25 protein-coding genes and 3 tRNA genes are annotated in these 21,887 nt (G+C 58.6%); 17 read left to right on the top strand and 11 right to left on the bottom strand.

The features are described 5' to 3' along the window. The first annotated feature begins 13 nt into the window (after window positions 1-13). A complete protein-coding gene (locus MST27_RS21235; RefSeq protein WP_243607874.1) occupies window positions 14-358 on the top strand; it encodes a YggL 50S ribosome-binding family protein in 345 nt (114 codons plus the stop codon). On the opposite strand, the gene MST27_RS21230 is transcribed toward MST27_RS21235, so the two are convergent. The 6 genes from MST27_RS21230 to MST27_RS21205 all read right to left on the bottom strand — a co-directional run bounded on the left by MST27_RS21230 (window position 348) and on the right by MST27_RS21205 (window position 5,451). Beyond that, entirely contained in the window at window positions 348-1,367 is a 1,020-nt protein-coding gene (locus tag MST27_RS21230; protein WP_243607905.1) for an FUSC family protein, read from the bottom strand. The two genes, MST27_RS21235 and MST27_RS21230, sit on opposite strands and share 11 nt — an antisense overlap. A gap of 62 nt (window positions 1,368-1,429) precedes the next feature. Next, entirely contained in the window at window positions 1,430-2,761 is a 1,332-nt protein-coding gene (locus MST27_RS21225) for a deoxyguanosinetriphosphate triphosphohydrolase (RefSeq protein WP_243607873.1), read from the bottom strand. A gap of 151 nt (window positions 2,762-2,912) precedes the next feature. Continuing rightward, window positions 2,913-3,224, bottom strand: coding sequence for a hypothetical protein (locus MST27_RS21220; RefSeq protein ID WP_243607872.1), 312 nt, complete (start codon window positions 3,222-3,224; stop codon window positions 2,913-2,915). Beyond that, on the bottom strand, window positions 3,221-3,601 hold the full coding sequence (locus MST27_RS21215; RefSeq protein WP_243607871.1) for a phage holin family protein: 381 nt from the start codon (window positions 3,599-3,601) through the stop codon (window positions 3,221-3,223). Before MST27_RS21215 ends, MST27_RS21220 begins: the two co-directional genes overlap by 4 nt. Before the next feature lie 14 nt (window positions 3,602-3,615). Then, complete coding sequence (locus MST27_RS21210) at window positions 3,616-4,020, bottom strand: ElaB/YgaM/YqjD family protein (RefSeq protein ID WP_243607870.1); 405 nt, start codon at window positions 4,018-4,020, stop codon at window positions 3,616-3,618. A 183-nt stretch (window positions 4,021-4,203) separates the two neighbouring features. Continuing rightward, entirely contained in the window at window positions 4,204-5,451 is a 1,248-nt protein-coding gene (locus MST27_RS21205; RefSeq protein WP_243607869.1) for an OprD family porin, read from the bottom strand. A gap of 406 nt (window positions 5,452-5,857) precedes the next feature. Between MST27_RS21205 and MST27_RS21200 the strand changes: the two genes are divergently transcribed. After that, window positions 5,858-6,094 carry a glutaredoxin family protein gene (locus MST27_RS21200; RefSeq protein ID WP_243607868.1) on the top strand — a complete coding sequence of 79 codons (237 nt, stop codon included), beginning with the start codon at window positions 5,858-5,860 and terminating at the stop codon, window positions 6,092-6,094. A 133-nt stretch (window positions 6,095-6,227) separates the two neighbouring features. Here the strand turns inward: MST27_RS21200 and MST27_RS21195 are convergent. The 3 genes from MST27_RS21195 to mobA all read right to left on the bottom strand — a co-directional run bounded on the left by MST27_RS21195 (window position 6,228) and on the right by mobA (window position 7,274). After that, window positions 6,228-6,304, bottom strand: a tRNA-Pro gene (locus tag MST27_RS21195). A gap of 98 nt (window positions 6,305-6,402) precedes the next feature. Beyond that, on the bottom strand, window positions 6,403-6,624 hold the full coding sequence (locus MST27_RS21190) for a YgdI/YgdR family lipoprotein (protein ID WP_243607867.1): 222 nt from the start codon (window positions 6,622-6,624) through the stop codon (window positions 6,403-6,405). 47 nt (window positions 6,625-6,671) lie between these two features. Next, the gene (gene mobA, locus MST27_RS21185) at window positions 6,672-7,274 is read right to left on the bottom strand and encodes a molybdenum cofactor guanylyltransferase MobA (protein ID WP_243607866.1); all 603 of its coding nucleotides are present in this window, start codon (window positions 7,272-7,274) and stop codon (window positions 6,672-6,674) included. Window positions 7,275-7,340: 66 nt separating this feature from the next. On the opposite strand from mobA, the gene moaB reads away from it, so the two are divergent. The 3 genes from moaB (at window position 7,341) to MST27_RS21170 (ending at window position 10,302) form a co-directional block, all read left to right on the top strand. Continuing rightward, window positions 7,341-7,880 (top strand): molybdenum cofactor biosynthesis protein B, encoded by a 540-nt coding sequence (moaB, locus tag MST27_RS21180; protein ID WP_243607865.1) that lies wholly within the window; start codon window positions 7,341-7,343, stop codon window positions 7,878-7,880. Window positions 7,881-7,894: 14 nt separating this feature from the next. Beyond that, window positions 7,895-9,082, top strand: a complete 1,188-nt coding sequence (locus MST27_RS21175; protein ID WP_243607904.1) for a molybdopterin molybdotransferase MoeA — start codon at window positions 7,895-7,897, stop codon at window positions 9,080-9,082. Window positions 9,083-9,267: 185 nt separating this feature from the next. Further along, the gene (locus MST27_RS21170; RefSeq protein ID WP_243607864.1) at window positions 9,268-10,302 is read left to right on the top strand and encodes an acyltransferase family protein; all 1,035 of its coding nucleotides are present in this window, start codon (window positions 9,268-9,270) and stop codon (window positions 10,300-10,302) included. A 70-nt stretch (window positions 10,303-10,372) separates the two neighbouring features. On the opposite strand, the gene MST27_RS21165 is transcribed toward MST27_RS21170, so the two are convergent. Then, window positions 10,373-10,678, bottom strand: a complete 306-nt coding sequence (locus tag MST27_RS21165) for an I78 family peptidase inhibitor (RefSeq protein ID WP_243607863.1) — start codon at window positions 10,676-10,678, stop codon at window positions 10,373-10,375. A gap of 181 nt (window positions 10,679-10,859) precedes the next feature. Between MST27_RS21165 and MST27_RS21160 the strand changes: the two genes are divergently transcribed. Together MST27_RS21160 and MST27_RS21155 are read left to right on the top strand one after the other, a co-directional pair. After that, a complete protein-coding gene (locus MST27_RS21160) occupies window positions 10,860-11,261 on the top strand; it encodes a PA2779 family protein (protein ID WP_243607862.1) in 402 nt (133 codons plus the stop codon). A 68-nt stretch (window positions 11,262-11,329) separates the two neighbouring features. Next, window positions 11,330-12,208, top strand: a complete 879-nt coding sequence (locus MST27_RS21155) for a PA2778 family cysteine peptidase (protein WP_420864262.1) — start codon at window positions 11,330-11,332, stop codon at window positions 12,206-12,208. Here the strand turns inward: MST27_RS21155 and MST27_RS21150 are convergent. Continuing rightward, window positions 12,205-13,488: an NAD(P)/FAD-dependent oxidoreductase gene (locus MST27_RS21150; protein WP_243607860.1), complete on the bottom strand. Its 1,284-nt coding sequence runs from the start codon at window positions 13,486-13,488 to the stop codon at window positions 12,205-12,207. The two genes, MST27_RS21155 and MST27_RS21150, sit on opposite strands and share 4 nt — an antisense overlap. 175 nt (window positions 13,489-13,663) lie before the next feature. On the opposite strand from MST27_RS21150, the gene MST27_RS21145 reads away from it, so the two are divergent. The 10 genes from MST27_RS21145 to MST27_RS21100 all read left to right on the top strand — a co-directional run bounded on the left by MST27_RS21145 (window position 13,664) and on the right by MST27_RS21100 (window position 21,473). Further along, a tRNA-Val gene (locus MST27_RS21145) sits at window positions 13,664-13,740 on the top strand. A 226-nt stretch (window positions 13,741-13,966) separates the two neighbouring features. Beyond that, a complete protein-coding gene (gene thrS / locus MST27_RS21140; protein ID WP_243607903.1) occupies window positions 13,967-15,889 on the top strand; it encodes a threonine--tRNA ligase in 1,923 nt (640 codons plus the stop codon). Then, window positions 15,889-16,440, top strand: a complete 552-nt coding sequence (infC, locus tag MST27_RS21135) for a translation initiation factor IF-3 (RefSeq protein WP_243607859.1) — start codon at window positions 15,889-15,891, stop codon at window positions 16,438-16,440. The genes thrS and infC overlap by 1 nt, the downstream gene beginning before the upstream one ends. Window positions 16,441-16,501: 61 nt before the next feature. Next, window positions 16,502-16,696, top strand: a complete 195-nt coding sequence (gene rpmI, locus MST27_RS21130) for a 50S ribosomal protein L35 (RefSeq protein ID WP_019339386.1) — start codon at window positions 16,502-16,504, stop codon at window positions 16,694-16,696. A gap of 27 nt (window positions 16,697-16,723) precedes the next feature. Further along, window positions 16,724-17,080 carry a 50S ribosomal protein L20 gene (gene rplT / locus MST27_RS21125; RefSeq protein ID WP_131648508.1) on the top strand — a complete coding sequence of 119 codons (357 nt, stop codon included), beginning with the start codon at window positions 16,724-16,726 and terminating at the stop codon, window positions 17,078-17,080. Between the two features lie 162 nt (window positions 17,081-17,242). Then, window positions 17,243-18,259: a phenylalanine--tRNA ligase subunit alpha gene (gene pheS, locus MST27_RS21120; RefSeq protein ID WP_243607858.1), complete on the top strand. Its 1,017-nt coding sequence runs from the start codon at window positions 17,243-17,245 to the stop codon at window positions 18,257-18,259. A gap of 34 nt (window positions 18,260-18,293) precedes the next feature. Continuing rightward, complete coding sequence (gene pheT / locus MST27_RS21115) at window positions 18,294-20,672, top strand: phenylalanine--tRNA ligase subunit beta (protein WP_243607857.1); 2,379 nt, start codon at window positions 18,294-18,296, stop codon at window positions 20,670-20,672. 3 nt (window positions 20,673-20,675) lie between these two features. Continuing rightward, complete coding sequence (gene ihfA / locus MST27_RS21110) at window positions 20,676-20,978, top strand: integration host factor subunit alpha (RefSeq protein ID WP_003282572.1); 303 nt, start codon at window positions 20,676-20,678, stop codon at window positions 20,976-20,978. Beyond that, window positions 20,959-21,315: a MerR family transcriptional regulator gene (locus tag MST27_RS21105; RefSeq protein WP_243607856.1), complete on the top strand. Its 357-nt coding sequence runs from the start codon at window positions 20,959-20,961 to the stop codon at window positions 21,313-21,315. Before ihfA ends, MST27_RS21105 begins: the two co-directional genes overlap by 20 nt. Window positions 21,316-21,396: 81 nt before the next feature. Continuing rightward, window positions 21,397-21,473: transfer RNA gene (locus MST27_RS21100), tRNA-Pro, on the top strand. Window positions 21,474-21,887 lie beyond the last annotated feature (414 nt).

The following is a 21,887-nucleotide window of genomic DNA, read 5'->3' as shown; positions in this document are numbered from 1 at the left end:
AGGACCGAACAACATGGCTACCAATCGCTCGCGTCGTCTGCGCAAGAAACTCTGCGTGGACGAATTCCAGGAGCTGGGCTTCGAAGTGACCCTGAGCTATCAGGATGGCCTTGACTCGAAGGCGGTGGACGCTTTCCTGGAACGCTTCCTGAAGGACGCCATCGAGGCCAATGGTCTGGGTTACGTCGGCGGTGAGGATTACGGGTTCGTCTGCCTGGCGACTCGCGGTTCGGTCAGCGAGGAGCAGCGCAATCAGGTCGAGTCCTGGCTGAAGGGGCGCAGCGAGCTCGCTGAGTTCAATGTCAGCCCGCTGATGGACGTCTGGTATCCGGAAAACGAGATCAACGTCAAGGCGTGACCGAATCGTTGCGGTCGGCCCCTGGCCCGGCTTTGCGCAAGGCGATCCGGGCCGCCAATCGGCGTAGCAGGTAGACCAGCACGGTTGTCGCCACTGCCACGCCAACGCCGATGCTGGCATTGACCAGACGCAGCTGGGGCAAGCCCCAGTCCTGGGCCAGCGTTTCGGCCAGCAGGACGAAGCTCAGCGTGGTTTGCAGAACGAACAGGCCGTAGTGATGGGCCTGAAACGCTCTGCTGAGCATTACCAGGGGTAGCAAGATCATCACCATCATGGGCGGGTCTGCCAGGCTATGCCCCATGTAAATCAATATGGCAGCGGCGCCGAGAATCCCCAGGCTCGCCTGGATGGCCCGCACGACGCTGCGTTGCAGGTCCATCTGCAACGTCGTGAACACCGCCAGGGTCAGCCAGTAACCGCGCGGCAGCTCGGCGAGCGTCACGATCAGGCCACCAAACGCCGCCGCCAGTACGTAGGTCAGGGCATGCATGCGCCACTGGCGAATTGGCGTGCGCCTGGCACGGCGGCGCAAGACCTTCAACAGACTCAGCAGCCGGGGCATGTAGGGCCACATGCGCAGTCCATGCATGCCGCGTAGGCCGAACGCCAGCAGCGTGACCCAAAGCCCACCTAACGCGAACAGCATGGCAATCGCCTGTGGGTTGTTGAAGTCGCCAATGCCATGTTGGCCTTGGCCGAGACACAGACAGATCGCCAGGCCGATACCCAGCTTCCCCGCTTCGGTACCGTAGCGCTGCAGCCAGGCGAGCAGAAGGCCATAGAACGCGAACAGGCCGAGGCTCACCAGTGGATGGGTGGCCGACCAGAAACCGAGCCCTGCGCTGGCAGCCCCGAGCGCAATCAACAGCAGCATGCGCAGCATGCCGAAACGATGCAGAGGATTGGCCTTGGCAGCCTGAAAGGCCCCTACGGTGGCCCAGAGAAACCCGGGATGGCCGCTGAACAATCCCAGCAGCAGCGGAAGGGCGCAGCCCAGTCCGGCGACCATGGCGGGCCCCCAGGCGGGACGGCCCGGTTGCCAGCCAAGATACCGCCATAAGGATTTGCTGCTCACGTCGGGCTCGAGCGTCCGGTCATCTCGCCAGCCATTTCCGTCGCGTAGCTATCGGTCATCCCGGCGATGAAGTCGATCATTCGCATGAACGATTGATAAAGCGTCCAGTCGGGCTTTGGTGCGTTGCTGCCCAGCAAGTCGAGGATCCGACGATTCTTGAACGACGGTGTCCGCCCGCCGTGTTGTTCGAGCGCCGCACCGCAAAAGGCGTTGAGGAGTATTTCCAGCGTCGTGTAGGCGCCAATTTCATGCAAGGTCTTGCGTTTGTCCTGGAAAATCTTCTGCCGGGCGATCGCCTTGGCCTGCACCACGCACTGCTTGGCCGGCCCATGCATGTGCTCGACCAGATCGCCAGCTAGCTGGCCGGTGAGCAGCGCCTGTTGTTGTTCGACGAAGGCGCGTGCCGCGGCATTGGTCAGATGCTCGATCGCCTTGCCTCGCAGAATCGCCAGTTTGCGTCGCCGCGATTCGTTGGGGCCGAGCTGTCGGTAGGTTTCCGGCAGGTCATCACCCACCAGATTGAGAAGCAGGGACTCGACCTCGGCGTACTCGAGCAACTCCATTTCCAGCCCGTCTTCGAGATCGATCAGCCCGTAGCAGATGTCATCCGCCGCCTCCATGAGATAAACGAGGGGATGGCGAGCCCAGCGGTGTGCATCGACCTGCGGTAGATCCAGCTTGGCGGCGATCTGCTCGAGCAGAGGGAGTTCGCTCTGGTAACAGCCGAACTTGTGTTTCTTGTAGCCCAACGCCTCGGCGTGTCGAGACGTCCAGGGATATTTGAGATAGGTGCCAAGGGTGGCATAGGTCAGGCGCGTGCCGCCGTCGAACTGATGGTATTCGAGCTGGGTCAGGACCCTGAACCCCTGGGCATTGCCTTCGAAATTGAGAAAGTCGCCGCGCTGCGCGTCGCTCATGTCGTCCAGCCAGCCGCGGCTTGCGGCCTGCTGGAACCAATAGCGTATGGCGTCTTCGCCTGAATGGCCGAACGGTGGATTGCCGATGTCATGTGCCAGGCAGGCTGACTGGACAATCATCCCCAGGTCCGCAGGACTGCACCACTCGGGCAGGCGCTCGCGCAGCACCTCGCCGACGCGCATGGCCAGAGAGCGGCCAACACAGCTCACTTCGAGCGAGTGGGTCAGGCGAGTATGGATATGATCATTGCTGGAAACGGGGTGCACCTGGGTCTTGCGACCCAGGCGTCGGAAGGCTCCGGAAAAGATGATGCGGTCATGGTCCTTGTGAAACGGGCTCCGGCCAAGCTCATCGGTGCTGTGGACGGACTTTCCAAGTCGTTCACGATTCAGCAGGGTCTGCCAGTCCAAAACCCTCTCCTTTCAGGCTGTGAATCTCCGCTGCGCTTCGATCGTCATTGCCGAGCGCTGTACATCCTTGTCATCAGCGTACCGCACTGCGCGTTGAATCGACACCGCTTCGATCATGCATGATCGTCCCAGGCTCCAGGCCAGACTGCGCTCAGTGACGTAGTCGACGCGCCAACGGATAAAGGGTAATGCCCAGCCGAGCGAGCTTGCCGAGCTTTCCGAGACGCTTTCCGAACAGGGCGAGCGCGACTGTGGCAGCGATCATCAGCGGGCCCTTGCCCGAGTGATGGGTGTCTGAATGATCATGGCGACTGCCCATGCCTACGATGCCGGACAGTCGCCGGAAGGGATGAGCCAACGGTTGGGAATGATAGAGAATCTGCTGGCGGTTCATCTCCATCCGCAGGCGGACCAGATCCTTGCGCATCGCCAGATCACTGGAGGAACTCAAGGGAAGGCTCATGGCATCAATCGCTCCCGGTTGCGTGACAGTTCTTCGACCGTAGCCTGGAAGGGCGCGGCGCTCTCCTTGGCCAGCCGAGCGGCGCGGCTGACACAGACGATCATGCCGATGGCGTACAGCAGGCAGAGCACGAGAATGGCAGCGATGGGGTGTGTATCCCAGAACAGAATCACCACGGCGGCTGACAGGCCAACCAGGATCAGCAGGCCGAGAATGAGGCTGATGCTGGCAAGCAGAAACAGCTTGAATACGCGGACACGCTCCTCCTGAAACTCGATTCCGATCAGCTCGAGATGGCCCTGCAGCAGCCCGGCAATGGCGCCTCCGAGTTTCTTGATAGAGGGCGCTGGTGCCTCATCGCTTCGATTGCCTTGCATTGGATCGGCCCCCATCAGCGGCGGGTGATCAGCCCCAGGAGAAAGCCAACCCCGGCGGCAATGCCGATCGACTGCCACGGATGCGTGTGCACGTATTCTTCAGTGCACTGGATCGCAGCCTGCCCCTGCTCCCTTAGGGTGCCTTCCTGCTCCTTGAGCATCTGCCGTGCACGGCTGAGATTTTCGTTGATCTTGCCGCGCAGTTCCTGAGTCTGAGTGCCTGCGGTGTCCTGCGTATGCTTGAGCAGGCGCTCGGTGTCGGCAATCAGGGTATGGAATTCCTCGATCAGTGCGTTCTGGGCCGCCTGGAGATTGCGACGGTGCGCGGATTTGTCGATCAGCGACGAGGTAGCGCTTTCGGTGGTTCCGTCTGGAATCGGGGTGTTATCGCTTGTGCCGAAGGTCGATTCGGTAGACATCTGCAGCTCCTCTTGAGTCTCGCAGGGACGGAAGGTCCCGGTGCCTCTAGGTCAGAGCCTGATCGACGCTCAAGGTTCCCGCTTCGTTAGGGCGGTGAGGCCGGATATTCGCGGGGCGTTGATATATAGGCAAAAAGAAACCCGCCTAAGCGGGTTTCTTCTGCAGCGTTTAACCAGTCTCGCTTACATCAGCGGGATGGTGTAGCTGACGATCAGGCGGTTCTGATCGATGTCACGGGTGGAGTTGCTACGGTAGGTACCGTTACGCCATTTGATACCCAGGTTCTTCAAAGAGCCTTCCTGGAAGACATAACCGATATCGGTATCGCGTTCCCACTCTTTGCTGTCGCCGTTCGTTCCGAAGTTATCGCCGGTCACGTAACGGGTCATGAAGGTCAGACCGGGGATGCCCATGGCAGCGAAGTTATAGTCGTAACGTGCTTGCCACGACTTCTCGTCAGCGTTCGCGAAGTCAGCCGCGAGCATCACATAGTTCACCAAGTATGGATCGCTGCTAGCGCCGGTGTAGGCAAAGCCAGTATCACCGCTCATCTTCTGATAACCCAGTCCGAAGCTGTGACCGCTCAAGGAGTAGGTGACCATTGCGCCGAAGGCCTTGTTGTCGACGGTGGAAGAGCCGTCGTCAGAGGATCGTGCGTAACGCAGATCAGTCTTCAGAGACTGGTCTTCGCCGAGCGGCAGAACGTGGATGAGGTTAAACGAGTGCTGCTTGTAGACCTCTTCAAGGTTGCTGTAGTAGTAAGCACCTTTCAAGTCCTTCGTGAAGGAATAGGTCGCGCCGGCGAAAAGGAAGTCATCTGGAGCATCGCCAGTGTTGCCACCTTTACCGCTGAACTTCAGATCTTCATAGTTCGTGGAATCGCGATCGTTTTCTTCGGTCAGATAACCGGCGTCCAGGGTCAGGCCGTCAATTTCGTTAGATATGACCTGGGCACCCTTGAACGTCTGCGGCAGCAAGCGCGAATCGCTTCGCGAAATAGCCATGTTCTTCGGCTCGATCGTGCCTACTTTAAGAATAGTCTTGGAAATCTTCGCTTTGGCAGTCAGGCCAAGTGCAGAGAAATCATCCGGAGCTTCGTTGCCGAAGCTGCTTGGCATCAGACCTGTTCCGGCGGTGTCTTCACTCGAATACAGCTTAACGCCCAGCAAACCTAGCGCATCAACGCCGAAGCCTACCGTGCCTTCGGTATAACCCGACTCAGCTCGCAGAATAAAGCCTTGCGCCCACTCTTCGCTCTTGGACTGAGAGGTGGAAGGGACGGAGCGGTTGTCCGAGTTGAAGTAGAAGTTGCGCAGCTCCAGATTTACCTTGCTGTCGTCAACGAATGCAGCTTGAGCCATGGTTGGGATGGCCAGTGTTGCTCCCAGAGTGGCGAGTGCCACGCCACGCGCGATGGGGGTCTTGAGCATTTCTTGTTTCTCCTCGTTGGATGATGCTCTGAAGTCGCTCTAACGGCGCCATGCAATAAAGCATTACATAGATGATTAAGCCTTTAGACCTTAGTCTTTCGGCGTACCAGGCGACGTGCTAGCTGTTCAGACGTCCTGCGCTCGTGCTGGTAAAGGAATCCCATCGAAGTGAGTCCCGTCCAACGATACGCCAGCTCTCACGGCCGACCCTGCAGCTCTGTGTCTGCTTGGGCTGCCGCATCCTAGCGTTTTGCTCGGCGCTCGTCGATTCCATAAATCAAACCGTCGTTCGACTGAGGGAGAGATCACACTTCTGTAGGCCTTTCGCATGTCTGGGCAAGTGCAGCGAAGTCGACCAGAAGATTGGCGCTGCTAAGATAAGATTTTCACCTGCTGAGTACCACTGATGCTGCCTGAGTGCCAATTGTTCGGAACGCTTGGATGTCATCTCTGCGAGCAGGCCGAAGCAGAAGTCATGCCCTTGGTTGAACATGGTTTGCTCGTCGAGTTGGTCGATATAGCCGAGAGGTCGGATTGGGTCGATGCCTACGGACTTCGAATCCCGGTGTTGCGGCGTACTGACACCGGGGCTGAGTTGGATTGGCCGTTCGAGACGGAGCAGGTGGTCCGTTTCGTCAGCTGAGCAAGTTTTGGCGCGCTTGGCTATTTCTTGTACAGCCATTACAAGTGGCTAATTTTTGAAAGAAATTGAATGGCCATAAAAAAACCGGCTCGAGGCCGGTTTTTTTTACCTGTAGATATACAGGTCGGGTATTTGGTCGGAGCGACTGGATTCGAACCAGCGACCTTCTCGTCCCGAACGAGACGCGCTACCAAGCTGCGCTACGCTCCGAAGCTGGCGCGCATTCTACAGAAAAAATGTGCGCCGACAAGGGGTTGGAAAAAGGCATTTTCGAAGCGGCGGCGCAAGGCCGCCTGGTGGGGCAGGGCTTAGAGTTCCTGGACCGTCCGAACTTGATCTTTATTGACCTTGCCCGGTTTGCCATCGAGGCCTTCGTATTCATAGAAGCCCGAATCTTCGTCGTAATCCGGCCGGTCCAGCGTCTGGATTTCGCGACCGTCATTGAGGGTTATCACCGTGGGGCTCGAGCAGCCGCCAAGCAACGACAATCCGGCAACCATTGCAATTACGAACCCGGTTCTTGAGCGCATGTCGTTTCTCCTGTCGTTAGTTGCGTTTGTGACGATGCGTCGCCGGCCTAAGTTCCCGGGCCAGAGGCGTGCTGTGCCATGATTTCCGGTGTGTTGAGATTGGCTAACCGCTGATCGTATGGCTCGAGATTCAGTGCTCGCGCGCCCAAGCGTTCCAGCACTCGGTAGTTGCTGCGTTCGCCCGCTTGCCACGCAGCTTCGAGCTGGCAGGCCAGCTGTGTCGGAATGACGCAGAACAGTGGCTGCCAGCGATCTCCCTGCCTGATCATCACGGGCCGATCGGGGTCAGCCCTTGCCGCTTCGTACATCTGCACAAGCAAGGCCTCGTCTACGCGAGGCGCGTCACATGGAAGCACCAGGGTCCAGCGGCCGGTGGAAGCCGCCAGGCCGGCCCGGATACCGGCAAGCGGGCCGAGGAAGCCTGGCTCGGCATCGCTCACCACACGATCCGCAAAGCGCGTGTACCTGTCCTGATTCCGATTACACGAGATCAGCAGCTCATCGGTCAGAGGGCGCGCGACCTGATGGATCCAGGCCACCATCGGTTTGCCTCGCCAGGTAACCAGCCCCTTGTCCTGGCCGCCCATGCGGCTTCCTTGACCTCCCGCAAGTAGCAGGATCGAGCAGTGTGCAAGAGTGGCTGGGCTCATGGGCTGCTCCAACAAAAGCCTGTGATATAACACCCGCAAACCTCAGCAACAACCGGATCCCCTTATATGAGCCACCTTGCCGATCAGTCGTTCGTCCCCCTGAATATTGCCGTCCTTACGGTGAGCGATACTCGCTCGCTCGAAACCGATACGTCGGGACAGCTGTTCGTCGACCGCCTGCAAGCGGCCGGCCATCAGCTTGCGGCGCGCGTGCTGCTCAAGGACGACCTGTACCGAATCCGTGCCCAGGTCGCCACCTGGATCGCCGACGATGACGTGCAGGTCATCCTGATCACAGGCGGTACGGGGTTTACGGCTCGAGACAGCACGCCCGAGGCGGTCGGCTGCCTGCTCGACAAACAGGTCGATGGTTTCGGTGAGTTGTTCCGCCAGATATCGGTCGCTGATATCGGTACCTCGACTGTTCAATCACGTGCTTTGGCAGGGCTGGCCAACGCTACGCTGGTGTGCTGCTTGCCGGGCTCTACTAATGCGTGCCGCACGGCCTGGGATGGGATTCTGGCCGAGCAGCTCGACGCGCGTCATCGCCCCTGCAATTTTGTGCCACATCTCAAGCAGGCCAATCCCTGCGAGTCTCGCGGGTGACTTCCGTGGGCTTGATGTCAGTCGAGGCAGCGCTCGAAGCGCTTCTCGCGCAGGCCGAAGCGGCCCCTGCGCTGGGCACCGAATCGTTAACGCTCGATGCAGCACAGGGGCGTGTGCTGGCCGCACCGTTGATCGCGCCGCTCGATCTGCCGCCCTGGCCGAACAGTGCGATGGACGGTTATGCGTTGCGTGCCGGGGATTTGCAGGGCAACCCTCTCGTGGTTTGCCAGAAAATTTTTGCCGGCACACAGCCGGTTCCGCTTCAGCCGGGCTGTTGCGCGCGCATTTTTACCGGTGCCCCCATACCCGAGGGTGCCGACAGCGTCGAGATGCAGGAAAACGTTCAGGTGCTCGATGACGGCCGTGTGAGCTTTATCGAGCCCGTCCGTGCCGGGCAGCATGTCCGCCCGCGAGCGGGTGAGATTCGGCAGGGCGAGTGTGTGCTGGCTGCTGGTACCCGGTTGGGGCCGGTCGAGCTGGGCCTGGCTGCCTCGCTGGGTACGACCGAGCTGCCGGTCACTCGACGGCTACGCGTTGCGTTGATCTCGACGGGAGATGAGCTGGTCGAGCCGGGCGAGCCACTGCTGGCGGGCCAGATATATAACAGCAACCGAGTGTTGTTGCGCCACTGGTTGCACCGGCTGGGTTGCGAGATCGTTGATATGGGGATATTGCCGGATGACCTGGCCAGTGTGCGTCAGTGTCTCGGCTCGTTGCAGCAGGTGGATCTGATCCTGTCCACCGGTGGTGTTTCGGTCGGCGAGGCGGACTTTCTGGGGCAGGCGCTTCGGGAAGGTGGAGAGCTGAGCTTCTGGAAGCTCGCGATCAAGCCCGGCAAACCGCTTACTTTCGGTGTGTATAACGGAACACCTGTTCTGGGTCTTCCGGGCAACCCGGCGTCGACGCTGGTCACCTTCGGCTTGTTGGCCCGGCCCTGGATCCTCCGCAGGATGGGCGCCGCTGTTGCGGAACCAATGAGTTTCAAGGTGCCGGCAGGGTTCGACTGGCCTCGCCCAGGCAGTCGTCGCGAATACCTGCGTGCGCGGTTGGAGAAGGGCGCCGCCGTGCCTTATGCGAACCAGAGCTCTTCGATCCTTCGCAGTGCGGCCTGGGCCGACGGTTTGGTCGAGGTTCGAGAGCATTCCACGCTGAACATAGGGGATCCTGTGAGGTTCATCCCTTTTTCAGAGCTGCTGAACTGATAAGCGGCGGCTCCGCTCGCTGCGAGAGAGCGAGTGGAACGACGTGGTGCGCCGATGTACCGTGTCGCTTCGTCGCGTGGCCGCCAGCTCGATAAACGGATGCCATTTTCCATTGTCCAAAGCTGCCCAACTCGCGCCAGTTCTCGCTGGTACCCGTCCGGTATTGCTTGGACAAGGAGAATGCAATGCAGGAAAGAAACGCCTGGGTGGACTACGCCAAGGCCATCGGCATCATCTTGGTCGTCTATGGACATGTCGCTCGCGGAGTCTTCAACGCTGGCCTGCCGATGGACGAGACGCGTTATGTGCTCGTGGACAGCATCATCTACAGTTTCCACATGCCGCTGTTCTTTTTTCTGTCCGGCCTGTTCTTTTATGACTCGTTGATGAAGCGCGGAACGACCGGCCTGATAGTGAACAAGGTGGATACGGTGGCGTACCCCTTCATCGTCTGGTCATTGCTGCAGGGCTTCATTGAAGTCGTGCTTTCGAACTATACGAATGGCGACGTGACGGTCACCGAAGTGCTCTCGCTTCTCTGGTCACCACGCGCACAGTTCTGGTTCCTGTATGCGTTGTTCTTCATCTTCGTAGTCTGCGCATTCATCTATGCAAAAGTGGGGCGTGGGATGTTTCTGCCCATCCTGCTCGGCTTCGGCGTGCTTTATGTGTTCAAGCAGGACCTTACGTTCGGGACCATTTCGTCATTCGTGTTAGGTAATGCCGTGTTCTTCACGCTTGGAGTTGCCTTCAACGAGATCAAGGGATATTTCCTGGCGCGTCATGTTCGGTTGACCTGGCTATTCGGCGCCTTGTTCGTGATCGGTCAGTATCTGTTTCACGTAACCTTCGGCTTGAACTGGACGGTCGGTGGGCTACCGGTCCTGGCGCTTGCGACAGTGTCGATTATGTTCATGGTCGCGCTGTCAATGTGGCTTGGGCGGGTCCGAATCGAGTGGCTGTTGTTCATCGGCGCGTCCTCGATGACGATCTATCTGGTGCATATCCTGGCCGGCAGTGGGCTGAGAGTAGTCCTGGCGAGCTTTCTTGGTGTAGATAACATACCGCTGCACCTCGTGCTGGGTACCCTGGTCGGGATCGCGGCGCCGCTAGTCGTGCAGGCGATCATCAAACGATACGATCTGTCTTTCCTGCTCACCCCTCCAAAGCCTCTTTCCGCTACGCGGCTGCATGTGCGCCGGGCCGTGCCTCAGGGGTGAAACGCGGCGGCGGAGGGCGCAACATCCCTCCGCCGCCGCTCAGCTCCCCGTTCGGGGAAGGGCGTGCGGGTTACCCGCAAGTGATTCGCTGGATGATCAGTGCTTCATCGGTATACAGCGTGAGGCGATCACCCAGGTACTCAAGGGTGACGACGTCTGCCGGGCGAATAATCCGGGCTGTGGTCGCTCCGCTCTGTACACGCGCCTCATCAAGCAATTCTGGTGTCGCTTTCTGCCCGGTCAGCTGTCGGACTGCTGCAGCGTCACAGCGTTCAGGCGTCGCGCTGGTTGCCTTGGGCGGCTGATCAGGGCTGGATTGACAACCTGCGATGGTCAGGGCGAGCAAGAGCGGGGCGACGATCTTCAAGGGATGCATGGATTCTCCTTTCACGTAAAGGGCTCGGCCACTATAACGAGGGCCGTGTGTTCTGTGCAGTTTGCCGCGCCGCGCCTGATCAAGCGATACGCAACAGGGAACTGGCGGAACTGCCGCGGCGTCTTAGGGGTGATGGCCCTTTGCAACCGAGCAGGGCTGACAACAATCAAGGAGTTTCGCCATGTTCCATTCCTCCCTACTCAAGCGCGTCGCCAGCGTGCTGGCAGCGCTTCATTTCATGCTATTCGCTCAGATCCCTTTCGCTCAGGCGGCAATGATCGGTACGCCGGAAATCGTCGCCGAACAGCAGCAGCGGGTGGACCAGCAGCAATTGATGGCGATGCTCGATGACGAAGATGTGCAGAAGAAGCTGGAGTCGATGGGGGTTGAGCGAGCTCAGGTCGAACAGCGAATCAACAGCCTGACGCCGGCCGAGCTCGCGCAGTTCAACCAACAGCTCGACCAGGCTCCGGCAGGTGCGGGCGTCGTGGGCATCATCGTGTTGTTTCTGGTGATCTTCATTATCACTGACATGCTGTGTGCCACGAACATCTTCAACTTCATCAACTGTATCAACCGTTGATCCGAGTAGTTGCTCTGTTCTTGCTGGGCGCCCTGCTAGGGGCCTGTGCGCGGTCTCCGCTTGTGCCGATGGAGTCCGCGCAGCTGCCGGCCAGGGTCGAACTGAAGCAGACGCCATTCTTTCCGCAAGAAGACTATCAGTGCGGCCCCGCGGCACTAGCGACGGTGCTCACCCAGCGCGGCATCGACACCGACCCGGAGCGCCTGGTTGAGCGAGTCTACATACCCAAACGCAAGGGCAGCCTCCAGGTCGAGATGGTCGCCGCGGCACGGGCTCATGACCTGCTTGTTTATCCGGTGTCGCCTCGGCTCGAGTCGGTGCTGGCCGAGGTGGCGGCGGGCAATCCGGTGCTGGTGTTGCAGAATCTAGCCTTCGACCGTTGGCCTCAATGGCACTTTGCAGTCGTGGTTGGTTATGACCTGGTCGATCAGACCATCGTGCTCCGTTCCGGCACGACGCGACGCTGGGTTGGCAGCTTTCGCCAGTTCGAGCGCAGCTGGATGAAGGCGGACCGCTGGGCCGTCGTCACGACGCGTCCTGACGTCTTTCCCGCCACGGCGGAAGAAACGGTCTGGCTTAAGGCGGCGAGCGACCTTGAGCAGACTGGGCGGGTAGAGGCGGCGCACCGGGCCTACCAGGCGTCGGCCGATCGCTGGTCCAGTGGTCTGTCGTGGTTTGCATTGGGTAACAGTGCCTACGCACAAGGCGACAAAGCCGGCGCCGAGCGTGCGTTGCGGCAGAGCATCGAGCGGGAGGGTCAATTTGCGGCAGGCTGGTTCAACCTGTCGCATGTGCTGGCGGAGCGAGGCTGCAAACGGCAGGCTCACGCGGCGAAAGCCTGCGCGGCACGCTTGTCGCCGAGCGATGCTCGGTTTGCTTCCGGCGAGCTGCCAGATTCTGGAGAGCCGCCGGGTGTATGCGGGCCTCTGCCGCCCTGTCCGAATTAGAAGCCGATCTTGTCCCGCAGGCTGTAATAGAGGGCGCCGAGCGCACTCAGTGGCGCACTGAAACGCTGTCCGCCCGGGAAGGGGTAGTGGGGGAGGTGAGCGAATGCGTCGAAGCGCTCGGCCTGCCCTCGCAAGGCTTCGGCGATGACCTTGCCGGCGAGGTGGGTGTAGGTGACGCCATGCCCGCTACAGCCTTGTGAATAATAGATGTTGTCACCGATGCGCCCGACTTGAGGCAGCCGGGACAGCGTGAGAAGAAAATTACCTGTCCAGGCAAATTCGGTCTTCACCGCTGCCAACTGGGGAAAGGTTTTGAGCATCTTGGGGCGGATGATCGCTTCGATGTCGGACGGGTCCCTGGCCCCATACACGACACCGCCACCATAGATGAGCCGCTTGTCTGCCGAAAGGCGGAAATAGTCGAGCAGGTAGTTGCAATCCTCGACGCAGTAATCTTGCGGTAAAAGGCTCGCCGCGAGGGCGTCATCCAGTGGTTCGGTGGCGATGACCTGAGTGCCGCAGGGCATGGATTTCGCGGCAAGTTCAGGTACGAGATCGCCTAGATAGGCGTTACCGGCTACAACGACAAATTTGGCCGTAACCCGGCCCGCTGCGGTATGAACGCACGGTGTGGCGCTGCGCTCGATCCTGATCGCTGGACTCTGTTCGTATATGGTTCCGCCCAGCGACTCCAGTGCGGCAGCCTCGCCCAATGCAAGGTTGAGTGGATGGATGTGGCCGCCGCCGTGGTCGAGCATTCCGCCTGTATAACGTTCGCTTGCAACCACATTGCGAATGCCTGTCGCGTCAAGCAGCTCAAGCTGATCGTAGCCGTAGCGGTTCCAGAGGCTGCGCTGGGCTTCGAGGTGGCGCATCTGCTTGTCGTTGAACGCTGCAAAGACTCCGCCATCCTTGAGGTCGCAATCGATGTGGTAACGGGATACCCGTTCTCGGATGATGCGGGCACCCTCGAATGCCATTGCTCCAATCAGTTGCGCATCATTGGCGGAAACGCTGCGCTCGACACTGTCGATGTCACGGCTGTAGCTGTTGACGATTTGTCCACCGTTGCGACCAGATGCACCAAAGCCGACCCTGGCGGCTTCCAGCACCACGACCCGAAAACCCTGCTCAGCCAGGAAGAGTCCCGTGGATAGGCCGGTATAGCCAGCACCGATGATGCAGACATCTGTCTCGACCGAGCTCGCAAGTGGTGGGCGTTCTGGCGTAGGGGTCGCAGACGCGGCGTAATAGGAGGCTGGGTACGAGGTGTTCGGCATTTCGGTGGCATCCGTTCTGAATATTCAACGCAGATGCTAGCGCTCAGCCTGTCCCGTTACCACTGCCCGACGGACCTTGATTCGTGCGCTTTGCAAAAATTACAAATATTCAGTGGCTTAGCTGAAAAAAGTGCTTGACTCTCCCGGTCGTATCTCTAGAATGCGCGTCCATCGGAGGCACATAGCTCAGTTGGTTAGAGCACCACCTTGACATGGTGGGGGTCGTTGGTTCGAATCCAATTGTGCCTACCAATTCCGAAAAGGGTCGCAATAGCGACCCTTTTTTTATGCATCGCTTGTCAGTCCGGTGGCTTTCTGAAAGCATTTCGGGCTTTCCCATGTTTCCAGTGACTTCGGCCTGGTCGATCAGCCTCAGGGCTCCTGCCATCGTACGGTGGGTCAATCGGCGGGTCGCTTTCCTGGCTCATCCCAACCCACGTGGCCTTTGGTAGGGGTCACCACTAGGAGAGGAGGCGCCATGCCCATCATTACTCTTCCCGACGGCAGCCAGCGTTCATTTGATCAGCCGGTCACTGTAGCCGAAGTCGCCCAGTCCATTGGCGCTGGTCTCGCCAAGGCGACACTTGCCGGCAAGATTGACGGTCGCCTGGTCGATGCATGCGACCTGATCGAAAAGGATGCGAGCCTGCAAATCATCACGCCGAAGGATGAAGAGGGGCTGGAGATCATTCGTCACTCCTGCGCTCACTTGGTGGGGCACGCCGTCAAGCAGCTGTATCCCTCGGCCAAGATGGTCATCGGCCCGGTGATTGCCGAGGGCTTCTATTACGATATCGCGTTCGAGCGCCCCTTTACGCCGGATGACATGGCGGCGATCGAAGCGAGGATGAAAGAGCTCATCGATACCGAATATGACGTGATCAAGAAGGTCACGCCGCGCTCGGAAGTCATCGAGGTATTCCGTTCGCGCGGCGAGGATTACAAGCTACGTCTGGTCGACGACATGCCTGATGAGCAGGCCATGGGTCTTTACTACCATCAGGAATACGTGGATATGTGTCGCGGGCCGCACGTGCCGAACACGCGCTTCCTGAAGTCGTTCAAATTGACCAAGCTTTCCGGTGCCTACTGGCGCGGCGATGCAAAGAATGAGCAGCTCCAGCGCATCTATGGCACCGCCTGGGCGGACAAGAAGCAGCTGGCTGCCTATATCCAGCGCATCGAAGAGGCGGAAAAGCGCGACCATCGCAAGATCGGCAAGCGCCTGGACCTCTTCCATACGCAGGAAGAGGCGCCCGGCATGGTGTTCTGGCACCCCAACGGCTGGACGCTGTATCAAGTGCTCGAGCAGTACATGCGCGGCGTGCAACGAGACAATGGCTACCAGGAAATTCGTACGCCGCAAGTCGTTGACCGTAGTCTGTGGGAGAAGTCGGGCCACTGGGCGAACTATGCGGAAAACATGTTCACCACCGAGTCCGAAAGCCGGGACTATGCCATCAAGCCCATGAATTGCCCTTGCCATGTGCAGGTGTACAACCAGGGGCTCAAGAGTTATCGGGAACTGCCGTTGCGTCTCGCGGAGTTCGGAGCATGTCACCGTAACGAGCCATCTGGCGCGCTGCACGGCATCATGCGTGTGCGCGGTTTTACTCAGGATGACGCGCACATCTTCTGTACCGAAGAGCAGATGCAGTCCGAGTCCGCAGCGTTCATTAAGCTGACCCAGGCCGTCTACGCCGACTTCGGTTTCGACAACATCGAGCTGAAGCTGTCGACCCGACCGGAAAAGCGGGTCGGTTCCGATGACCTGTGGGATCGCGCTGAGGCTGCGCTGGCCGCCGCACTCGATAGTGCTGGGCTTCCCTACGAGCTGCAGCCGGGCGAAGGCGCGTTCTACGGGCCGAAGATCGAATTTTCGTTGAGAGATTGCCTGGGTCGCGTCTGGCAGTGCGGTACGCTGCAACTCGACTTCAATTTGCCGATTCGCCTGGGTGCCGAATATGTCAGCGAAAACAATGACCGACAGCATCCTGTGATGCTGCACCGGGCCATCCTGGGTTCGTTCGAGCGTTTCATCGGTATTCTCATCGAACACTACGAGGGAGCCTTCCCTGCTTGGCTTGCGCCGACCCAGGCGGTGATCATGAATATCACCGACAAGCAGGCCGAATTCGCATCAGAAGTTGAAAGGACGCTGAATCAGCGCGGCTTCCGTGCCAAGTGCGACTTGAGAAACGAGAAGATCGGCTTTAAAATCCGCGAGCATACCTTGCTCAAGGTTCCTTATCTCCTGGTTATTGGAGATCGGGAAGTCGAGACACGAGCCGTTGCTGTGCGCACCCGTGAAGGCGTTGATTTGGGGTCCATGCCCCTGGATGAGTTCGCCCAGTTGCTGGCACAGGCGGTTTCCCGGCGTGGTCGCCAAGAATTGGAGTAATGACTATTAAGCGTGAAATGAGACAGGATAAACGAGCTGCACCCAAGGCCCCGATCAACGAGAATATCTCGGCTCGTGAGGTCCGTTTGATTGGTGCTGATGGCGAGCAGGTTGGCATCGTCTCTGTTGATGAAGCGCTTCGTATAGCTGAAGAAGCCAAATTGGACCTGGTGGAAATCTCCGCCGATGCCGTTCCGCCCGTTTGCCGGATCATGGATTACGGCAAGCACCTCTTCGAGAAGAAGAAGCAGGTGGCGGCAGCGAAAAAGAACCAAAAGCAGGTTCAGGTCAAAGAAGTAAAGTTTCGTCCAGGGACGGAAGAGGGCGACTACCAGGTCAAGCTGCGTAACCTGGTACGTTTCCTGAGTGACGGGGACAGGGCCAAGGTGTCGTTGAGATTCCGTGGTCGTGAGATGGCCCATCAGGAGCTGGGGATGGATCTGTTGAAGCGGGTCGAAGCTGACCTCGCAGAATATGGATCGGTCGAACAGCATCCAAAGATGGAAGGACGCCAGCTGATCATGGTCATCGCTCCCAAGAAGAAAAAGTAACCACCAGGGCACTGGCAGGCCTTGCGGTTATTTGCAATCACCACTGTGTGGAGTACCGAACATGCCAAAGATGAAAACCAAAAGTGGCGCTGCGAAGCGCTTCAAGAAGACGGCGAATGGCTACAAGCATAAGCACGCCTTCAAGAGCCACATCCTGACCAAAATGTCTACCAAGCGTAAGCGTCAGCTGCGTGGTACATCCCTGATGCACCCGTCTGATAACGCAAAAGTAGAGCGCATGCTGCGCGTTCGTTAATTCGGTCAAGATTGAGAGGAATTACTCATGGCTCGTGTTAAGCGTGGCGTCGTCGCTCGTCGCCGTCACAAGAAAATCCTGAAACTCGCCAAAGGTTACTACGGCGCTCGTTCGCGCGTGTTCCGTGTTGCCAAGCAGGCGGTAATCAAGGCTGGCCAGTATGCCTACCGTGACCGCCGTCAGCGCAAGCGTCAGTTCCGCGCTCTGTGGATCGCTCGTATCAACGCCGGCGCGCGTGTAAACGGTCTGTCCTACAGCCGTTTGATCGCTGGTCTGAAAAAAGCAGCCATCGAGATCGACCGCAAGGTTCTGGCCGAGCTGGCAGTGAACGAAAAAGCAGCTTTCGCTGCGATTGTCGAAAAAGCCAAAGCTTCTCTGGCCTAAGCCCATCGACAATCGAATCTTCGGATTCGTAGCGTCACCGATAGGGGAAGAGCCTAGTGCTCTTCCCCTATTTCGTATCTGAAGGGGCATTTGCAAAAGTGCATCTGGCTGAGCGGCACATCCCGCCGGGTGCGGTTCTGCAAGAACCTCTGGAGGTTGTACATGGAAAACCTGGATGCATTGGTCTCGCAAGCGCTTGAGGCGGTGCAACATAGTCAAGACGTCAATGCGCTCGAGCAGATGCGCGTTCAGTATCTCGGTAAGAAAGGCGAGTTGACCCTTCTCATGCAGACCTTGGGTAAGCTCTCCGCTGAAGAGCGGCCCAGAGCTGGCGCGTTGATCAACGCCGCCAAGGGTAAGGTTCAGGACGCCTTGAATGCGAAAAAGAACGAGCTCGAAAAAGCCGCACTGGACGCTAAGCTAACAGCCGAGCGGATCGACGTCTCTCTGCCAGGGCGTGGCGAGACTTCAGGGGGCCTCCACCCGGTTACCCGTACCCTTGAGCGCATCGAGCAATTCTTCAGTCATATCGGTTATCGCGTCGCTGAAGGCCCGGAAGTTGAGGACGATTACCACAACTTCGAAGCGTTGAATATTCCAGGGCACCATCCCGCGCGTGCGATGCACGATACCTTCTATTTCAACGCAAACATGTTGCTGCGTACCCATACCTCTCCGGTTCAGGTGCGCACCATGGAATCGCAGCAGCCTCCGATCCGGATCGTATGTCCTGGGCGCGTGTATCGATGTGACTCGGATATCACGCATTCTCCGATGTTTCATCAGGTCGAAGGGCTATTGGTCGACGAAGGCATCAGCTTCGCCGACCTCAAAGGGACGATCGAAGAATTCTTGCGGGTGTTCTTCGAGAAGCCACTCGGTGTCCGCTTCCGTCCGTCTTTCTTTCCTTTCACCGAGCCATCGGCAGAAGTTGATATGCAATGCGTCATGTGCAGTGGCAAAGGCTGCCGTGTTTGCAAACAGACAGGATGGCTAGAGGTCATGGGCTGCGGCATGGTGCATCCAAACGTGCTGCGTATGTCCGGAATCGATCCGGAAAAATACCAAGGGTTCGCATTTGGCATGGGCGCTGAGCGTCTGGCGATGCTGCGCTACGGTGTGAATGACTTGCGCCTGTTCTTCGATAACGACCTTCGGTTTCTGGCGCAATTTCGCTAAGGCCGGTCCAGTCAACGCATTCTAGGAGAGCAGGATGAAGTTCAGTGAGCAGTGGTTGCGTGCATGGGTCAACCCGCAGGTTTCTCGTGACGAATTAGTGGCGCGGCTGTCGATGGTGGGCCTCGAGGTCGATGCCGTGACGCCCGTGGCCGGCGAATTTTCCGGAGTGGTGGTGGGGGAGGTGCTCAGCGCCGAGCCCCATCCCGATGCGGACAAACTGCGCGTTTGCCAGGTGAGCAGCGGCGCCGAGGTATTCCAGGTCGTTTGTGGTGCGCCGAATGTCAGGGCCGGATTGAAGGTCCCGTTCGCAATGGTTGGTGCGCAATTGCCGGGCGACTTCAAGATCAAAAAGGCCAAACTGCGAGGAGTTGAGTCGAACGGCATGCTTTGTTCGGCTTCCGAATTACAGATCAGTGATGATGACAGCGGACTACTGGAGTTGGCCGCAGACGCGGTAACGGGATCGGACCTGCGGGATTGTCTTGGTCTTGATGATGCGACCATCGAAATTGGGCTAACCCCGAATCGCGGCGATTGCTTATCGATCGCTGGTCTTGCTCGCGAGGTGGGTGCAATATATGGCGCCCCAGTCAAGGCGCTTGAGGTTCAGCCCGTCGCACTTGGGCACGATGAGGTGCGGTCCGTCGACGTATTGGCTTCGAATGCCTGTCCCCGTTATCTCGGTCGCGTCATCCGCGGCGTCGACCTCACCGTCGCGACACCGCAATGGATGGTGGAGCGTCTGCGCCGCTCCGATATTCGCAGCATCGATGCGGTAGTGGATATCACCAACTACGTCATGCTGGAACTCGGGCAGCCATTGCACGCATTCGATCTCGCGCAGATCAAGGGCGGCATTCGGGTGCGGATGGCCGAGGAAGGGGAGCGGCTCGTCCTGCTCGATGGGCAGGAGGTGGTCTTGCGACCGGATACGCTGGTCATCGCCGATCATCACCGGGCGCTGGCGATTGCCGGTGTCATGGGCGGTGAGCACAGTGGCGTGAACGCGTCGACTCAGGATCTGTTCCTTGAAAGCGCCTTCTTCGATGCCATCGCTCTGGCGGGGACGGCTCGGTCTTATGGTTTGCATACTGATGCATCGCATCGGTATGAGCGTGGCGTTGATTCGAATCTCGCACGCCGAGCGATGGAGCGCGCCACGGCATTACTGCTTGAAATCGTAGGGGGGCAGGCCGGCCCTATTGTTGAATCGGTCGATGAAAAGTGCCTGCCAACGGTTGATCCGATATTGCTGCGTGCCGAGCGCGTGGAGCAGATGCTCGGGCTGCGCCTGCCCGGCGAGCAGATTGTGGCTCTGTTGTCAGCGCTGGAGCTTGGCGTTACCGAACAGGGACCTGGGTGCTGGTGCGTCACCGTGCCCAGCCATCGCTTCGACATTAGTCTGGAAGTCGATCTCATCGAGGAGTTGGGGCGACTCTACGGCTACGACCAATTACCGGTGCGTTACCCCCAGGCCCGTCTGGCTCCAGAGGCCAACCCGGAGGCGAGGGCGGAACTCCCAGCGTTGCGCCGTTTGCTCGTCGCTCGTGGTTATCAGGAGGCGATCACCTACAGTTTCATCGATCCCAAACTTTTCGAGCAATTCAGCCCGGGCGTCCAACCGCTGCAGTTGGCCAACCCGATTTCATCCGACATGGCGGCCATGCGATCCACCCTGTGGCCTGGCCTGGTCAAGGCGCTGCAGTACAACCTGAACCGCCAGCAGAATCGAGTGCGGTTGTTCGAGAGTGGCCTGCGGTTTGTAGGTCAGCTGGAGGACTTGAAGCAGGAGCCGATGCTTGCAGGCGTGGTTACCGGTAGTCGGCTTCCCGAGGCATGGGGCAACGGGAAAGAAGGGGTCGACTTTTACGACGTGAAAGCGGATGTCGAGGCTTTGCTCGGGTTCGCTGGAGATAAAAACGCATACCGATTCATCGCTGGCGAACACTCAGCGTTGCATCCAGGGCAGTCTGCACGTATCGATCGAGCGGGGCGGCTTGTTGGGTTCGTTGGCAGCCTGCACCCGCAGCTGGCGTCGGACCTGGGTATCGATCAGCCTGTCTACCTGTTCGAGCTGCTCCTATCCGAAATTAGAGAAGGTCGGTTGCCGGTATTCTGCGAGCTGTCGCGCTTCCCTGAGGTTCGCCGGGATCTGGCGATACTCGTTGCTCGGGAGATTTCTGCCGAGGCGGTGCTTGGCTGCATTCGCGAAGCTGCAGGTGAACACCTGACGGACCTCAAGCTTTTTGATGTTTATCAGGGTAAAGGTATTGATCCGCTTAGCAAAAGTGTGGCAGTTGGCTTGACCTGGCAGCACCCTTCGCGCACTCTAAACGACGACGAGGTAAGCACTGCAATGCAGCAGATCCTTGCCTCCCTGGAAAAAAGGTTCGATGCCACGTTAAGGAAATAGCGTATGGGGGCTCTGACGAAAGCTGAAATGGCGGAACGTCTATATGAAGAGCTAGGCTTGAATAAGCGTGAGGCCAAGGAGTTGGTCGAGCTGTTTTTCGAAGAGATTCGGCAGGCGCTCGAGCACAACGAGCAGGTGAAATTGTCCGGTTTCGGCAATTTCGACCTGCGCGACAAGCGTCAGCGCCCCGGACGCAACCCGAAAACCGGCGAGGAAATTCCGATCACGGCGCGTCGCGTCGTGACGTTCCGGCCAGGGCAAAAACTTAAAGCCAGAGTCGAAGCCTATGCTGGAACCAAGTCATAACGACGAGCTGCCCGCGATACCAGGCAAACGCTACTTCACCATCGGGGAAGTTAGCGAGTTATGCGCAGTGAAGCCCCACGTGCTTCGTTACTGGGAGCAGGAATTTCCGCAGCTGAATCCGGTCAAGCGTCGCGGTAACCGGCGCTATTACCAGCGTCAGGACGTTCTGATGATCCGGCAGATACGTTCGCTTCTGTACGAGCAAGGCTTTACCATTGGTGGCGCTCGGCAGCGAATGTCAGGCGACGAAGCGCGCGACGATACCACGCAATACAAGCAACTCATCCGCCAGATGATCACTGAATTGGAGGATGTTCTTCAGGTGCTCAAGACCTGAGCTGAAACAGACAAAAACCTTCACACATTCAGATGCTTAATGTATAGTGCGATCCGCTTTCGGGCATAACGAAAGCAATGTCGGGGCGTAGCGCAGCCTGGTAGCGCACTTGCATGGGGTGCAAGGGGTCGAGTGTTCGAATCACTCCGTCCCGACCAAAAAGCCCTAAAAAATCCAGTCACTTAGCGGTGGCTGGATTTTTTTATGGGCGATTATTTTGGTCGCAACTCAAAAAGGCTGTTTCTGGTGACCGTTTGGTGACCGTTTGTGCTGGGCTTGCTCCTTCAGTCGTGGCTACATCTCTGACGAATCTGCTTTGGCTGCTTTCGGCCAAAAGCGGACTGTGGAAGCCGGCTCATCTGGCCGAACTACCTGTCGTGACATCTAGCGCCGCCCATAACGATGACGCTCAGAGCCAAGGTCAGGGTTGGTCTGGCTGAAGGTCGTTGGCATCAGAAACGGCTCAATGCAGCTAATCCCCCTTGGCCGGCTGTCCGCTGGGCGCTTGCTTTTCGGCAAGCGGCCTGTACTTGCTGCCCGTCAGTTGTTGGCGCTGATGGAAAATTGACCCA

The organism is Stutzerimonas marianensis, from assembly GCF_022810315.1.
Lineage (GTDB): Bacteria > Pseudomonadota > Gammaproteobacteria > Pseudomonadales > Pseudomonadaceae > Stutzerimonas > Stutzerimonas marianensis.
Note: the sequence above shows the minus strand (reverse complement) of the source record. Positions and strands in the feature narration are given on the sequence as shown.